Source organism: Fortiea sp. LEGE XX443 (genome assembly GCF_015206815.1).
Lineage (GTDB): Bacteria > Cyanobacteriota > Cyanobacteriia > Cyanobacteriales > Nostocaceae > Nostoc_B.
This window is the reverse complement of record NZ_JADEXZ010000023.1, coordinates 22,976-39,709: the sequence shown is the minus strand read 5'-3', so window position 1 is coordinate 39,709 and position 16,734 is coordinate 22,976. Positions and strand designations below refer to the sequence as shown.

At 39.9% G+C, this 16,734-nt stretch carries 10 protein-coding genes; 5 read left to right on the top strand and 5 right to left on the bottom strand.

All coding sequences use genetic code 11. The features are described 5' to 3' along the window. The first annotated feature begins 283 nt into the window (after window positions 1–283). Complete coding sequence (locus IQ259_RS11290; RefSeq protein ID WP_193884685.1) at window positions 284–1,672, top strand: cytochrome P450; 1,389 nt, start codon at window positions 284–286, stop codon at window positions 1,670–1,672. Between the two features lie 575 nt (window positions 1,673–2,247). Further along, a complete protein-coding gene (locus IQ259_RS11285; RefSeq protein WP_193884683.1) occupies window positions 2,248–4,620 on the top strand; it encodes a WD40 repeat domain-containing protein in 2,373 nt (790 codons plus the stop codon). Between the two features lie 400 nt (window positions 4,621–5,020). On the opposite strand, the gene IQ259_RS11280 is transcribed toward IQ259_RS11285, so the two are convergent. After that, complete coding sequence (locus IQ259_RS11280) at window positions 5,021–5,518, bottom strand: DUF427 domain-containing protein (RefSeq protein WP_193884735.1); 498 nt, start codon at window positions 5,516–5,518, stop codon at window positions 5,021–5,023. 90 nt (window positions 5,519–5,608) lie between these two features. Between IQ259_RS11280 and IQ259_RS11275 the strand changes: the two genes are divergently transcribed. Both IQ259_RS11275 and IQ259_RS11270 read left to right on the top strand, forming a co-directional pair. After that, on the top strand, window positions 5,609–6,079 hold the full coding sequence (locus IQ259_RS11275) for a GNAT family N-acetyltransferase (protein ID WP_193884681.1): 471 nt from the start codon (window positions 5,609–5,611) through the stop codon (window positions 6,077–6,079). A gap of 31 nt (window positions 6,080–6,110) precedes the next feature. Further along, window positions 6,111–6,860, top strand: a complete 750-nt coding sequence (locus tag IQ259_RS11270) for a CPBP family intramembrane glutamic endopeptidase (protein ID WP_193884679.1) — start codon at window positions 6,111–6,113, stop codon at window positions 6,858–6,860. Window positions 6,861–6,972: 112 nt separating this feature from the next. Here the strand turns inward: IQ259_RS11270 and IQ259_RS11265 are convergent, their stop codons facing one another. From IQ259_RS11265 to IQ259_RS11250, 4 genes are all read right to left on the bottom strand, one after another. After that, window positions 6,973–8,556 carry an HlyD family efflux transporter periplasmic adaptor subunit gene (locus IQ259_RS11265; protein ID WP_193884677.1) on the bottom strand — a complete coding sequence of 528 codons (1,584 nt, stop codon included), beginning with the start codon at window positions 8,554–8,556 and terminating at the stop codon, window positions 6,973–6,975. Between the two features lie 229 nt (window positions 8,557–8,785). After that, the gene (locus IQ259_RS11260; RefSeq protein ID WP_193884676.1) at window positions 8,786–11,782 is read right to left on the bottom strand and encodes a peptidase domain-containing ABC transporter; all 2,997 of its coding nucleotides are present in this window, start codon (window positions 11,780–11,782) and stop codon (window positions 8,786–8,788) included. Window positions 11,783–12,063: 281 nt separating this feature from the next. Continuing rightward, window positions 12,064–12,732 carry a phosphorylase gene (locus tag IQ259_RS11255; RefSeq protein WP_193884674.1) on the bottom strand — a complete coding sequence of 223 codons (669 nt, stop codon included), beginning with the start codon at window positions 12,730–12,732 and terminating at the stop codon, window positions 12,064–12,066. A gap of 86 nt (window positions 12,733–12,818) precedes the next feature. Next, a complete protein-coding gene (locus IQ259_RS11250; protein WP_193884672.1) occupies window positions 12,819–13,670 on the bottom strand; it encodes a ferritin-like domain-containing protein in 852 nt (283 codons plus the stop codon). A gap of 289 nt (window positions 13,671–13,959) precedes the next feature. Here IQ259_RS11250 and IQ259_RS11245 point away from each other — a divergent pair, with 289 nt between their 5' ends. Further along, window positions 13,960–16,653, top strand: a complete 2,694-nt coding sequence (locus IQ259_RS11245) for an efflux RND transporter permease subunit (protein WP_193884670.1) — start codon at window positions 13,960–13,962, stop codon at window positions 16,651–16,653. The last annotated feature ends 81 nt before the right edge of the window (window positions 16,654–16,734 follow it).

Here is a 16,734-nt window from a genome sequence, read left to right as displayed (position 1 = left end):
GATAGATTTTGTGAAGAAATTCAGTAATTTTTTTTTGTTTAATTATCTTTTTATAGAGAATTGCGGATTGGTATAAAACCAAAATTTTTGCCAAATTGTACATTAGTTTGTATTTCTAAAAAATCACAATTAATTCCCAAGAGATACTACTTAAGGTTGATGGATTTATAACTAAAAAATAGCAAATTAGTTAACAGTTAAACTGGCTCAATCAGGAAAAGAGCAGAAAAGCAGCATATTTTTCGCTTTTTAAAACAGATAAGCGTTAAGGATTTTCATCCCCATGACGAAGGATATCTTCGAGTTACCAGCGCCACCAGTCAGTTCTATAGTGGGGCATTTATTTGATCTTGGACAAGATCCATTAAGTTTCCTCTCTGCTTGCCGCGATTATGGTGATATTGTCCCCTTACGCTTAGGACTGACACCTACTTGTTTACTGACTAATCCTGAATATATTGAAGAAGTTTTAAAAAATCGGGAACATTTCATTAAAAGCCGGGGTTTCCGTGTTTTAAAAAGCTTACTAGGTGAAGGGTTGTTAACAGCAGAAGGAGATTCTTGGTTTCGCCAACGTCGTTTAGCTCAATCGGTGTTTCACCAAAAACGGATTAGTGGCTATGGTGAAACAATGGTGGATTACACTTATCGGATGTTGCAAAGCTGGCAAGATGGTGAAGTTCATGATATCCATGCAGATATGATGCGCTTGACCCTTGAGATTGTGATGAAGTGTATTTTTAACACTGATGTTAATGCCGGTGAAGCAAAAGTTGTTGCCAATGCACTAGACATGACCATGCACTGGTTTGAGAGCAAGCGAAGACAAAATTTTTTGGTGTGGGAATGGTTTCCTAGACCAGAAAATATTCGGTATCGTCACGCGATCGCCGAAATGGATGCAGCTATTTACCAGCTTATCAGCGATCGCCGCGATCGTAACGAAAACAGAAATGATTTGCTCTCCATGTTAATGGATGCACAAGACGAAGAAACTCATGAGCAAATGAATGATCAGCAACTGCGGGACGAAGTAGCAACCCTCATGCTGGCAGGCCATGAAACTACCGCCAATGCGTTATCGTGGACATGGATGCTTCTATCACAACATCCTCAAATTCGAGCAAAACTAGAAGCGGAGTTACAGCAAGTCTTACAAGGAAATTTACCAACCATAGATGATCTTCGCCGCTTACCTTACACCCAGCAAGTAATTAAAGAATCTATGCGCCTGTATCCTCCCGTATCGCTCATGGGGCGAGAAGCAGCACAAGATACTAAAATTGGTGAGTACGAAGTTTCTCAAGGCACGACAATTATGATTAGTCAATGGGTGATGCACCGTCATCCGCAATATTTTGAGCGTCCCGAAGCCTTTCAACCCGAACGCTGGACAGAAGAATTTGAAAAGCAATTACCTAGAGGAGTATATATCCCCTTTGGGGATGGGCCGCGCATTTGTATTGGTAAGAGTTTTGCTCAAATGGAAGCAGCTTTGTTATTGGCTACGATCGCCCAATACTTCCAGGCCGATTTAATGTTTGGATTTTCCATTGTGCCACAACCCTCAATTACACTTAGACCAGAATACGGGGTAAAAGTCAAGCTCAAACAAATTGCTCATCTGCCATCTTTGCCTAAGCAACAAGAACAAGTATCTGCGCCGCGATAGTATTTTTACTCAAAGACAGGATCAATCATATTTGTTGCATTTTTTATTCCTGCTTCTGGAACTTAGTTCTGTGGATGTTTACAGAAACCGCAGGCGGGTTTTTATATTTGATAGGTAAAATAAAATAGACAACCTCTATTTTATTTTGGAATGCTTTATTGGCATAAAAGTTTAACCGATATATATTTTATTAAGCAATTTTTCGTTATTTGAGCCTGATTTAGTGGTTTATTATTGCTATATGTTTTAATTAGAGCCAAATGCTTCAATTATGTAGGCCTCTAGATTTTTAGCCAGCAATTAGTTTACTTAATTTTCCAACTAATTTAAAATCTAATCAAGGCTGCGATCGCACTCATAAAATTTCCCTTCAACTCTACTATGATGCTCGGCAATTGGTGATAACTGTAAACTAAATATTTAATTTATGGGCAAATATGATCCCGGCAAGTAGTAGTATGGCTTATGGTGATTAATTTAAATGATGAATCGCAGCAGTACCTAATTACAAAGTACTGCAATTACACGTATTTATTCTCCACAGTTCATGTTATTTATCTCACAGGCATCCCTTTATGGAACAAGGGCTAAGGTTACTCATCCAATTAGTACTAGAGTTTGCACCTGTAGTTGTTAATCTAGTACAAAAGAGAACAGCAGAAGGTTTGACTACAAATAATTACCAATTCCCGCAAGTCATTGAAGAGGTGATTGAATTCGTAAATATTACAACTAATAGCAAAGGTTTAGAAGAGGGGTTTCAACAAGAAAAACTTCTGCAACAGCAATTAGCAGCTTATCAACGAGAAACACAATTACAAATAGCGCAGCAACAAAGAGACACGTCTCTTCAGTTACCAGAAGTTAATAAAGTTTTGGATAGCTGGCCTTTAAGATTATACCCTTCGCAAATTTTAGAAACTCGTAATAGTCACAGAAATATCCCACTGAAAATTTTTCTCGCTCCGCCGCAAATTAAGTTTGACCAATTTGACTGCAATCCTGAAGAAATTTCTGAGATAGAAAGAATTTTGGCTGAAGGCTTGCGAGAATTTATTAACATAAATTATTCTCTTCATAACCCTGTCAGACCAACAGAATTTTTAGCAGGAGCTTGGGATAGTAAACGTTTTCATAGTGAATCTAGTATTAAGGCTTTGTTTAGTATGTTAAAAACAGAGCCAATTTTAATTTTAGAGTCAGACCATGATGGAGATTATTTAAATTTTCGGATTGCTTACTGGGGTTTAGGTCAAGAAAATTATTTTTATAAAACTATTTCTCGTCTACCATACAAAGAGATTATTCAAGAGTTTGCTAAAAGTCGTGCCTTAGAGTGGAAAAAAATTAGAGATGAACTAGTAACTTTAGGAGAAGATTTAGAGGAAATCAATCAATTAGGTGGTGATAATGTCTTGAATTTGGCAACTTTAGAAAAGGCAGAAAAATGGCAAGCCAAAGGTATTGATATTAGTAAGCTGTCGTTGAAATATCAGATAAATCAGCAAGATATTGCCAAGTTTTGCCAAGTATTAATTACCTGTCACTGTCTAGTTGCTGCTTGGGTAGCGGATGCTTATCACCTAGTTCATCATGATGTACCGCCACTATTACCAGAGTTGTTACCTAGTTTGCTCAAAGATAAGCTAGATTTGCCAGCGGTACAGGCAATATCGGACGATAACATACTACAGGTGTATGCTACAGGTTATCAACAAGTTTATCAAGCTCTTGAAAAAGAGCGCAGATATTGGGTTCCAGAGTTGGCTTTACAATTAGCGCAGAGTTTATCACATTTACCCGATCGCTCTTGGGCAAATGAACAAGTAGATTATTCTATTACTACATGGTTGGAATTGCGTCAAGTAATAACTCAGGAATTTGCTAACTCCTTAGAAGCAATGCAATCTGCCATTAAAGTAGAAGATGAGGAATATATTCACAAATTAAAAGAATATTTTACGGCAGTGGGCGATCGCCAAAGTGTGGAAACTGTAGAAAAAATGTTACAGGCGATCGCTACTCTCAAACACAAACGCACCTTAGAATTTCCCGAACTCATCCACACCTTAACTGGTCATTCCGGTAAAGTTGCATCTGTGGCGATTAGTCCTGATGGTGAGATATTAGTTAGTGGATGTGCCGATCAAACAATTAATATCTGGAATTTGCAAACCGGAAAACAAATCAGAACTCTCGCAGGTAACTTAGGCGAAGTTTCATCGGTGGCAATTAGTCCCGATGGTAATTTTTTGGCTGTTGGTAGTTGTCAACATCCCAAAAGTAATGTCACAGTTTGGCATTTAAAAACCGGTCAGTTAATTCACACACTATTAGGTCATCAAAAACCAGTTAATGTCGTCGCCATCAGTCCCGATGGTCAGATTCTCGCCAGTGGTAGCAGTAAAATTAAAATTTGGCATCTGCACAAAGGCGATCGCATTTGCACACTTTGGCATTCCTCCGCTGTTCATGCCGTAGCCATCAGCCTTGATGGTAATATTTTGGCCAGTGGTAGTTCCGATAGCAAAATCAGGCTGTGGAACCCACGCACAGGTGACCCAGTACGCACACTGTCTGGTCATACAGGTGAGGTAAAATCAATTGCCATTAGTCCTGATGGAAAACTTCTATTTAGTGGTAGTGTTGATACAACTATCAAAATTTGGCATTTGATTACAGGCAAACTCCTGCATACACTCAATGGTCACTCAGATGCAGTCAAGTCAATCGCCATTAGTCCCAATGGACAACTGTTATTTAGTGGTAGTGGCGATCGCACCATTAATATTTGGCGTATTTCTACAAATGAAATCCTCTACACACTCACAGGACATTCGGGAACAGTAAATTCTCTGGCGCTGAGTCCTGATGGTAGATTTCTTGTTAGTGGTAGTTCTGATAAAACCATCAAAATTTGGCAAGTAGCTTTTAATACTAATATTTAATTACCTTTGACAAAAGTCTGAAAATAGACTTCTCACACATCCTCTAAAGGCAAAAGTAAAGTTTGGTATCAAAGCCAATGCACTTTGATTTAGTCGTGATAAATTAATAATTGAAGCTGAAAAGCTTCCCTGGCAGATTAACAGCCAATGTTCAAGTTAGTTAAGAGGTAAAAACGCTGTTTGATTACAATCTGTCTCGCCCTAACAGCAACACCCAACTCGAACACTAATATTTCCTCGTTGTGGTAAACAGAGGCAATGTGACTGATTTCTCAAGAGATTTTAATCAGTACAAGCCTACTAAGATGAGTGATGAATGAGAGGAAATCGCTAAGTGAGTAGAAGCTTGGGTGTTGTTGTTTTAAGCATATTAATTTGAAAAAGAAATTAGCCTCACCTCTCACCATCCCCAAGTACCAGGCCCGCCTTTAAATGGCCCGACAATATCACTAGTAACCCAACCGCCGTAAAAATTCCCTGGTTGTGGTTGTACTTTTTCCCCATCTACATAGCAAGCATCCATAAGATGGACGTAAAAAGCCACATGATCTTTAATTGTGGCAAAAGCTTCTGTAGGATTGGTGTAAAACCAAGCAGCGTTTTGCGCTTCTTTATCCCCGACACAAATTGTGTAGTAACCAGCGCGTCCTTTCCACTCACAAAAACTAGATTGTGGTACTGATACTAAATATTCCATCTTGATATCCTCTGGCGGGATGTAATAAGAAGGAGGATGACTGGTTTCTAAAACCCGCTTGGCGTTGTGGGTGTCTACAATAGTTACGCCATTAAAAATTATCTGTATATGTTTGTTGGTAGGTTCCAAGCGAGGAGGACGGGGATAGTCCCATACTGATTCTTGTCCGGGTGCAGGTTCGATGCGTTGAGGGGAAAACATACCAATAGGTAAAAATAAATATGCGATCGCTTCTACTTTAGCGTAAATGCGATCGCTGATTGTTCTAAATAATGAGCTAAGGATACTTTTATGAAAATACGATTGTTTCATCAGCAAGATGCGGAGCAAATAGCGCAATTATTCTACGAAACAGTACGTCAAGTTAATATTCGTGACTACTCAAACAATCAAGTCGAAGCATGGGCCCCAGATAATATTCATTTTAGGAACTGGGCAAAAATTTGTTCAGAACGATTCACTTACGTTGCTGATGATCAAGGTGTGATTGCAGGCTTTGGCGAGTTAGAGTTAAATGGACATATAGACTGCTTCTACTGTCATAAAAATTATCAGCGAATGGGTGTTGGTAGTCAGATTTATTCTGCAATTGAAGCAAAAGCTGATGAATTAGGAATTAATCGCTTTTATGTTGAAGCAAGTATTACCGCCAAGCCGTTTTTCTTGCACAAAGGCTTCTCCGTCATTAGAGAACAACAGGTAGAACGTAGAGGAGAAACTTTTATTAATTATGCAATGGAGAAGTTTTTAATTGCCCGTTAATTTATATGTAATTCAGTTCAATACGATGTCCATGAAACTATTTATAATTTTGTGGTTAACAGGCATGACAGGTGTTATTTCTCTTTGGGGGATTAACTTACCCATTCCTGAAGATGAAAAATTTTTACTGCCTCTTTGGGCTATTAAGTTGCTTTCCTTGATTCAGCCAACCATTCTTTTGTCTATTGCTGTATTGATTGGTGTTGCTTTGGCGCATAAAGTTGGATTATCAGCACCTTTGGCTGAGGCAGTATCTAATAAAACTTCAATTAGCCAAGCTATTCAGCCCCAAGTGCTTCCAGGGTTAATTGGCGGGTTGCTAGGAAGTATTGTACTGATTGCGATCAATTTTTTTACCAAACCTTTTTTACCTTCCAATTTTGTCATGAAGGCTGAAGCATTATCAAACAATACCTCATTTTTAACTCGCATTCTGTATGGAGGCCTTACCGAAGAGTTATTGCTGAGATGGGGAATGATGACACTTTTTGTGTGGATAGGTTGGCGCATTTTTACAAATGGACAGGGTGAACCTTCCCCATTCTATTTTGTAGGAGCGATCGCTCTTTCGGCTTTTCTCTTTGGCTTGGGTCATTTACCTCTTGCCTTCGCACTAGGAACGCAAGTTAACACTTTAATAGTTACTTATATAATTGCAGGTAATTCATTTTTTGGTTTAATAGCCGGCTATCTCTACTGGAATCAAGGTCTTGAAGCTGCAATGATTGCTCACATAGTGTTTCATATTATTGCTGTCACAGCAAATTATTTTACCCGATAAGATTCACTACTTTGCTCAAGTTGACACAAAAAAATAGGATGGGTAAAACGATAGCAAAACTCATCCTACAAACAATTATATTCAGCTAACTCAAATCTCAAAAACTATAGATTTAGCGTACCTCTTTTAAACTTTCAATTTGCTTGGTAAACAACTCAGTAAATAGACTTATAACTGTTCTTTCTTCGCGCACTTTAATGTTGGCGCTGATAGACATCCCTGACTGTAATGACAGATTTTTACCATTCATGCCTAATGATTGCTTGTCTAAAGCTATTTTGGCTGGGAATCTATAAAATTTATGATTTTCATCTGGTGGTAAAGCATCAGAACCTATATCAACTAATTGGCCTTTAATATCGCCAAACTCACTGAAAGGAAAGGAATCGATTCTTACGTCAGCCTTCATACCTTTCTGTACGAAACCAATATCTTTATTAGTAATAAACACCTCAGCAATATATTTTTCGTTAGGGACAATTTGCAGTAATTTTTGTGTAGAGTTGGCTACGAAACCAGGATTTTTTACTTGCGAATCAAAAATTACTCCGCTGACAGGAGCGCGTAGTTCTTGGTATCTCAGATTCAACTGTGATTGAGAAATTTTGCTATTGATATCCGCTAAACGTTGTTCATTTTCCAGCACAATTTTGATAAATTGACTGTCGATATCAGCGATGCGTTGTTTATTCTCGGAGATTTTTTCTAAAACATTTTTACCAGAAACAGCAACAGTATTACTTAACTGCTGTCTTCCTTTCTCAATATCAAACTTCAGGCGTTTATCTTCTTCTTCTAATTGGGCTACTTCTGCTTGGAGATTTTGGACTTGTTGTTGCTGATTGAGATATTGTAGCTGAGAAACTCCACCTTCCTCTGCTAATATTTTCAGTTTATTTAAAATTCCCTGTTGAATCTCTAAACTAGATTTAGTGTCAGCAATTTTAACTATATTTTGTGTAAGTTGTTTTTTGATTTTTTCAACTTCTAACTGCGCTGCATTTGCACGAGTCACTAATTCTAAATTGGATATTTGTAGGCGTTGTCGTTCATCTACTCCGAGTCCTTGCATAGATGTCGAACTTCTTAATTCTTTCCGTAACAATTCATTTTCGCTAACTAATGCTCCTCGACTTTTCAAAAGAAAGACTGCATCTGTTGGTAACTTACTCCTTAAAAACTCTATTTCCGAGCCTACAGTATAGCTAGAACTCATCAAACGGCGATAAATTTGGTTTTCTCTAATTAAGCTATTACGAACGTTAATTAATGAATTCAATTCTGCCAAAGTAGCAACAGTTTCAAAAGTTAATAGTAAATCGCCTTTGTTTACTGTTTGTCCATCTTTGATATAAACTTCTTTGACTACGCCACTAACTGGAGCTTGAACATCTTTTACTGTTCCTTGGGGTTTTAATTGACCTGTAGCAGGCACAACTTGCTCAATTTTGGCAAAATAAGCCCAAATAATCCCAAAACAAGCTAAAGCCATCAAGGTCAACATAATTGTACGTGACCAAACTGGAGATTGACGCAATACGATAGATTGCTCAAAGTTATCAAATTTTTGATTAATTAAAGGCTGCTGAGAAACCTTGGCTGGCGATTGTAATATTGGTGAGTCTGTTGTCACTTCTGAATGATGTTTACCGTTACCGTTGTTGCCATTTAGGCGATTACCATTAAGTTGAGTCATAGTAGTTTTACCCGTAGTTTATAAGTAGTGGCTGATTGTTTGATAAATAAATAAGTAGAAAGGTGCAAATAAACCGAACTATGTAATGGAAAGTAAAGTAGCTTGAAAACCTCTTCCCTTCTGCCTTCTGCCTTCTGCCTCCTGCCTTGTCATAACGACAATTTTTAACACCGACCTACTTAGTCAATATATATAAATCAATAACTATTGACTATTGGCCTTTGATACATTACAAATTAACGTCTTGCTGTTGATAGAGGTAATAATAATGACCTTTAGCAGCCATTAATTCTTGATGACTACCTTGTTCTATAACTCTGCTTGCATCCATAACAACGATGCTGTCTGCATGGCTGACAGTGTTCAGGCGGTGGGTAATGAAAAATACTGTGCTACCTTGAAAGGCTTTGGCTAAGTTTAGACAAACTTGGCGTTCTGTGGGGTAATCTAAAGCGCTGGTTGCCTCATCTAAGACTAACAGTTTTGGTCTTTGGAGTACAGAACGAGCGATCGCAATTCTTTGGCGTTGTCCCCCAGAAAGTCCCGCACCTCTTTCTCCTACCCGCGTATTGTAACCGTTGGGTAAGCTCATAATAAACTCATGGGCGCAAGCAACATGCGCTGCTTCGATAATTTCATCGGTAGTCGCCTCAGGGTTAGTTAAAGCAATATTTTCTTGAACTGTACCGTCAAATAACAGCGTTTCTTGGGGTACTACTCCTATCTGTCTTCTTAAGGAGTAAAGCTCTACTTTAGCAATATCATAACCATCGATTAAAATCCTGCCCGACTCGACATCATAAAGTCTGAGCAGTAATTTCATCATCGTACTTTTACCAGAGCCACTCTGCCCCACAATGCCCACAAATTGTCCCGATGTAAATTCAATATTGATATTAGAAAGTTGCAGTGGGCCGCTAGGTGCAAATCGGAACGAAACATTATCAAATTTAACTGTACCGTCAATTGCTGGTAAAGGAATATTACCTCTGTCAGCTTCGCCTTCTTCTGGTGTATCGACAATATCACTCAACCGTTCTAAAGATAAGGCAGTTTCTTGGAAGCTTTGCCACAGTTGCGCTAACCGTAAAATGGGGCCGGTAACATAACCTGATATAATCCGAAAGGCAATTAATTCTCCCAAAGTTAATTCTTGTTGAAGTACCAGATAAGCACCAACCCATAAAACTAGCAAACTACTAAGTTTGTTGAGAAAGTTGCTGGTAGAATTAGCCAAGGTAGAAGTCACAACGGTTTTAAAACCAGCCCCTACATATCGAGCATAACGCTCTTGCCAAGAAAAGCGCGATCGCAATTCGATGTTTTGAGCTTTGACTGTTTGAATACCCGACATCACTTCAACTAAATAAGATTGAGTTTCGGCATTGCGTTCGGCTTTGCTGCGTAACTGTTTACTAATTGTTGGTGAGGCAATTAAGGTAATAACAATAAATAAAGGAATTGTCCCTAAACCTACTAAAGTAAGTTGCCAACTGTAAAACACCATAACAACAATATAAACCACCGAAAATACCGCATCTAATCCTACAGTTAAAGCTGTACCTGTAAGAAACTGACGGATATTTTCTAACTCATTGACCCGTGTTGACAATTCCCCCACCGGACGACGTTCAAAATAGCGCAACGGTAGCCTTAATAAATGGTCAATAATTTGCGAACCCAAACCCATATCAATGCGGTTGGTAGTATCGACAAATAAGTAAGTCCGCAAAGTACTAATTACAGCTTCAAATAACCCTACTACTAACAGTAATACTCCTAAAACATTGAGGGTGCTAATACTATTTTGATTAATAACTTTGTCGATAATCAACTGAATGACGAGGGGGTTAGCCAGTTGGGCCAATTGTACAAAGAAGGAAGCAATAAAGACTTCGATGAGAACTCGACGGTAGCGCGATAAATAAGGTAAAAACCACGAAACACCAAACCGCTCTTTTGGTGTTTCTTTGGTAGCACTCAGCAGCAACACCCGCATTTGTGGGGGATTATTGCTTTCGTCAATTTCTAAATTCGCCAGTAACTCTCCCGGTTTACAGCGTACCAAACCTTGGGTTGGAACACCAACGACAACATGATGAGCATCTGCTGCATATAACACAGCGAAGGTTTCACGATAACGAATGAGTGCTGGTGTGGGAATTCGTGCAATGGTAGCAACAGGTAAATCTACTAGCTGCGCTTTCAAGCCAATTAATTCTGCTAAATAGGCGCAAGCTGGGAAGGATATACTACCTTGGCGTTTAATTTGCTCAGATAAAATGCGCCGTACTACTTCCCGACGCAAGGGAATCTCTAAATGCTTGGCCAGCATTTGAAAACAAGCAAACGTGGCATTTAATTCTCCCTTACCACGAACTAAGGGATATTTTAGTTGTTTTTTGCGACCTTGTTCGGGATATTCTACTTGAGTAACTTCATCAGGTGCGTAGGGAATATCTAACTCGTCTGTAATGGTTGCTTGGGTGTCGTTAACAGACGGTTCCTCAGATTGAGAATAGCTATCTAGAAATAATAAATCTGCTGGGGCAAAACCAATTAAGCGTGCGGGAATATTAGCAGTAACTTCAATCTTTTCATCACGCAATTCTAAGGGAGAGCCGGGCGCAAAATTCTTGACTGCACCGCCACTAACAAACCAAAATCGGTTACTATCTAGCTGGTTATATGGAGTTTTACCAGGGAGCAAGTGATGTATTTTAGCTCCTAACAAAGCTTGCTCTGATACTTCTTGAAAATTGGCAACAGCATTAGCTTGCTTGGCTACCTGCACACCTAAAACATCAAAAACTTCTGATATGTTACTGCGATTTCGGCGGGTATTAGCAAATTCAGGGTAGTCAGATAGGAGGCGGAAATATTCTTCAACATTCAACGCTAAACATATCACTTCTGTAGAAGCGATCGCAATCTCACATGCTACCTGACGCAAGCAACTAATTTCACCAATAATTGCGCCTGGCTTAAGCAATTTTAAAGTAGTTACTGTTTGGGTTTGAGGATCATATCCTAAAAGGCGGACTTGCCCTTCATAAAGAATAATAATTTTTTGTGGTATGCTCTCATTTCCAATAATTTTCTGTCCAATCCGGTAGCGCCAAGCTTCTAATTTTTCGGAAGTATTGACAATCACTTCAGCCGGCAATTGTTCAAATCCCTCTAGGGTGGCAATAAATTCTTGAAAGGCGCTTTTAATATATGTCATATCTTTATATTTAATTAATCTAGTCTCAGGTTTATTGATATTAGTACAAGATAATCAAAAAAAAATGCGTTTATGTTATCGTTTGGTTAAGTAGCAATACTTGGATATGTCATAACTTTATTTTTTTAATTTAAGCTCAGTATTTCATACAAATTAATATTCTTTTATCAAGAAATAATTAAATTACAAAAATCATCAAAGAAGTTAGTGCTTTTATATTTAAAATAAAAATATCACGCTCTTACATACCAATCAATACTAATAAACACTAATAAAATATCCTATCTTTTGATGAATAGTGATTGAGTCAAGGTTTCTAATACTTTTAACCCTTGTAAGGAACCACGAATTAACCGAGTAGCAGCTAGGGGTTGACGAATTAATCCCCACGCCAAGGGTACAGTTTGTAGTGAACCATCGGGACTGATAGCTGCGGTAAGATCGGGAATATCGTGTTGACAGTCGTCACTTACGACTCGTAACACTGCAACTGCTACGCCAATTTGCTGAAAAAACTTGAGAGCGGCGAAACTTTCCATATCGACAACATCACTGTCGGATGTTTCACCTAAATAGGATTTTTCTGTAGCAGACCAGATGATGCGATCGCTTGTCAATCCCTTAACCAAAGACACTTTTTTGTGTAAGCGAGAATACAACTGCGTCGTCAAAGTGCGATCGCATTCTTGCACTTGTCCCTGATAAGTGCAATGTTGATATAACACCATATCCCCAACCGCGTAACGCTGGCGCAAGCTACCACACAAACCCATCACCAGCACTTTTGATGGTGACTGCTGCTGTTTTTGCCATTGTTGTAAGCACTTAGTTAAAGGCTGCATTCCCACGGGTATCGATAAAACTGTTGGTATTGCTCCCGTAGTTTGGTGTAAGCCACGACACACAGCTTTATACTCTGCACCCTGCGGCACTAATATAGCGTCAATCATAAATTTTATATTTAGGTATTAGTAAAGAGGAAACAAGGGGAAATTCCTCTCCCCCCCTGCTCCCTGCTCCTCCGCTCCCCTGCTTCTTATAGCCCCCAGTCTACAATTTGAGGTTTGCGTTTCGGCAATAACTGGAGAGTACCCAGAGCAATACTCGCAAGTTTAGGAAGGAGTTGTGGTTGCAATAACCGAGAGTCAAACTTGCTCATCCGCCGTTGGTTTTCTTGAATACACACTTTAAGAAATTTATCAAGTGTTAAATCTTTACTAAAAACACTGGCTCCGGTAGCGGTAAAGCCAGTACCGTTAGTGTCGGCATCGCCAAAGGCTGCAATTACACTGCTGAGTGCTTTCCCGTAATACCAAAGAGTTTTAGCACTGCGTAAAGGTAGAAAGCCTTGACCATTTTGAATTTGCAGATAAGTAAACCAGTTGACAAAAAACACAATATGCCGTGCTTCTTCGTCTAGGATGGGGTCAAAGATCGTGAATATTTGCTCAGGAAAAACTCTAGCTTCACGGGCAATTTCAAATAACCCAAAGGCAAAGAAAGAATCTAGGCACTCTTCAAAACCAAATTCGATCAATGTCTGCTCTAGGTTTTGGGGAACTTCTATCGGTGGACATGCTGGCATTGGGATGCCGTAACGCGTAATGAGGATTTTGAGCAAACGAGCGTGGCGAGATTCTTCTGCACCTTGAAGGGCGATCGCTTCTTGTATAATGCGATCGCTTACAGTTTTAGCGTAACTACTGACTATAACTCCAGCTTGACGCTCCTTTTGCAAAGCCTGATCCCAGAAAGGTATGCCTCGTAGGCGTGCCAGGGCAGCATCATCTAGATCAGGCCACGGGAGATACTCAGGTTCATATTGCCGATAGCTCTCCATAAAACAACGACAGAATAATTCCTTATGTTCAACAGAACCAATTTTCATAAGTCAAAGTTATATGTCCTTAAAATTGCAGTCAGATCCAGGATGATGTATTGAGTAGCACAGGTTTGTTCTCAGCCTACCGCAAGAAAGTGCTGAGTGCTGAGTGCTGAAGGCTGAGTTTTAATTATTAAGTGTTTCAGTAAAAGAAATATTTTTACCCTTTATCCTTTATGCTTTTTTAAGAAACACAATTAAGTAAAATTGCCCATCAAGGGAAACTAAACCGCACAAATTTCAGACGATTGCTGTAGCATGACAATTAATTGGGTTACCTGCACGATTTTCCAAGATGGTAAAGCTTAGTAGCGCAAAATCTGCACGAGAACGCTTCAATATTTCCAAATTGGCCATTGACTTCTCGTGGTTGACAGTGAGTTTCTGGATTGCTGTAACGGTAGCTGGGCTTTTGGCTTTCAGTTCCCTCAAGTACGCTTTGTTTCCAGATATTACTTTTCCGGTAGTGGTGGTAAACGCAACAGCACCACTGACAACAGCACTAGACACAGAAGCAAAGCTCACAAAACCAATCGAAGAGCGCCTCCGCTCTCTGGAAGGCCTAGATAATCTTCGCTCATCTGCCTATCCTGGTCAAACAGCTGTTAGCTTATCTTTTGCAGTCGGTACTGATTTAGAAAAATCCACCAGCAAAGTCGAAACTGCACTCAAGCAGTTAAGCCTGCCTCAAGGCGCAAACTACAAAATTATTCCCCTGAACCTCAACGAGTCAGCCGCCATTAGCTATGCCATAGAGAGTTCCTCGCAGAATCTCACAGATTTGACTAAGGTAGCGCAAGACCAAATCATCCCAGCCATTGCTAAATTGCCAGGAGTCCTGAAAGTAAATTTGTTAGGAACTCCCAGTGCTGCGCCAGCATTGCCTATAGCACAAGCAACAGCGGCTCTTCCCCAAGGCGGAGCAACATTAGTCCGGTTTAATGGCCAAGAAGCACTGGCATTTCAAGTTATTAAAGTCGGTAGCGCTAACACCTTAGAAGTAGTGAGTCGGGTTGAAAAAGAAGTTCAAAAGCTCAGAACCAACCTGAAAGATATCAAACTCACCTTAGCTGCTACCCAAGCAGACTATATCCGTGATGCCACTAAATCAACCATAGATGCGCTGATGGAAGCAATTGTGCTGGCCGTCATAGTTATCTTTCCTTTCTTACGGAACTGGCGAGCGACTTTGATTTCGGCTTTGGCGATTCCTACGTCTTTGTTAGCGACGTTTATCGTCATGGCAACTTTTGGCTTCAATTTAGAAACGATTACCTTGCTGGCTTTGGCATTAGTAATTGGTAGTGTGATTGATGATGCAATCATTGATGTTGAAAACATCACGCGGCACATTGAAGAAGGAAAAAGCCCTCGCCAAGCCGCATTTTCCGCTACCAATGAAATTGGCTTAACGGTTGTCGCCACTACGGCTACTGCTGTAGCGGTGTTTTTACCCATTGGTTTGATGGGTGGTGTAGTCGGGCAGTTCTTCAAGCCCTTCGGAATCACGGTTTCAGCCGCATATATTGCTTCTACACTGGTAGCCCGTACCTTGTCTCCAGTGTTGGCTATTTACTGGCTAAAACCTATATCTGCAAATGCTACCCAAAGGGAAGGAAATTTTTGGTCAGGCTTTACTCAGTCCTATCGTGATGTGTTGCATTGGTCTTTGAACCATCGCAAAACGGTTGTGATGTTGGCTATTCTCAGCTTTGTTGCAGGTATAGCCCTAATTCCATTCATTCCTAAAGGATTTATCCCCAAACTAGACCGGGGCGAGTTCAATATTACTTATGTTGCCCCCTTACCAAAAATACCTGATTTAGCAGCTTTACAACAGCAAGCCGCACGAGCCGCACAAGCCGGAATTCCGCTGTCATCTCAACCGCCAGTTTCTATTCCTAACCCTCTCAATGACTCTTTAGAAGTTGCCAAGAAACTGGAAGAAGTGGTGAGAAAATCTCCAGAGGTGGAAACAGTATTTACTACTGTTGGCTCTCGTGAGGGCGAACCAAATAAAGGTACGCTGTATATAAAGCTGAAAACAGAGAGAAATATCAAGACTGCGGAATTACAAGACCAGTTACGCGCCAATTTGCCAAATCTTCTCGGTGTGAATACCAGTGTAGAAGACATTCAATTTGTTGATACTGGTGGACAAAAGCCGCTACAAGTATCGTTACGCGGCGATGACCTACAAGCCCTCAGTAAAGCCGCCCAAGCGATTCAAGAGCGCATCGAAAAAATACCGGGATTTGCTGATATAACAGTAACAGGTGATACTAAACCTCAAGAGAAGGTTTTTCAAATTGAGCGGCTGAATAATCAAAGGGTAGCCTATATTAGTTCTAATTTAGGACAGGAGTTATCTCTAGGTAATGCTACAGACAAAATAGTAGCAGAAGCAAATAAAATATTACCTACAAGTGTAACCTTAGACCTGGGAGGAGATTCTGCCCGTCAAAGTGAAGTGTTTAGCAGTTTTGCTTCTACTTTGGTGCTATCAGCACTGTGCATCATAGTGGTACTGATTTTATTGTTCAAAAGTTGGATAGACCCAGTAGTTATTGGTGTTTCTTTGCCTTTGTCAATTGTCGGAGCTATGCTGGCTCTACTCTTTACTAAGAGCGACTTTGGGATGATTTCCCTAATTGGCTTTGTATTTTTGTTGGGACTAGCAAACAAAAATGCGATCGTATTAGTGGATTACATCAACCAACTTCGTCAATCTGGCTTAGATCGTAAAGACGCAATCCTCAAGGCAGGGCCAGTGCGCCTCAGACCAATTATGATGACCACTGTCTCCACGATTTTAGGGATGCTACCTATAGCCTTGGGTTTTGGTGCTGGTTCAGAATTGCGATCGCCTATGGCTGTTGCGATCGCTGGCGGATTGGTAAGTTCCACAATCCTCAGTTTGATTGTCGTGCCGGTAGTCTACGCCATCTTAGATGACTGGTTCCCGCGATTTAAGAATGTGACAAAATAGCAACTTGTAGGGTGCGTCAAATTTTTCAATTAATCATCTAATTGTTAAATAAACTGTTTGACGCACCTAACTAATATTATA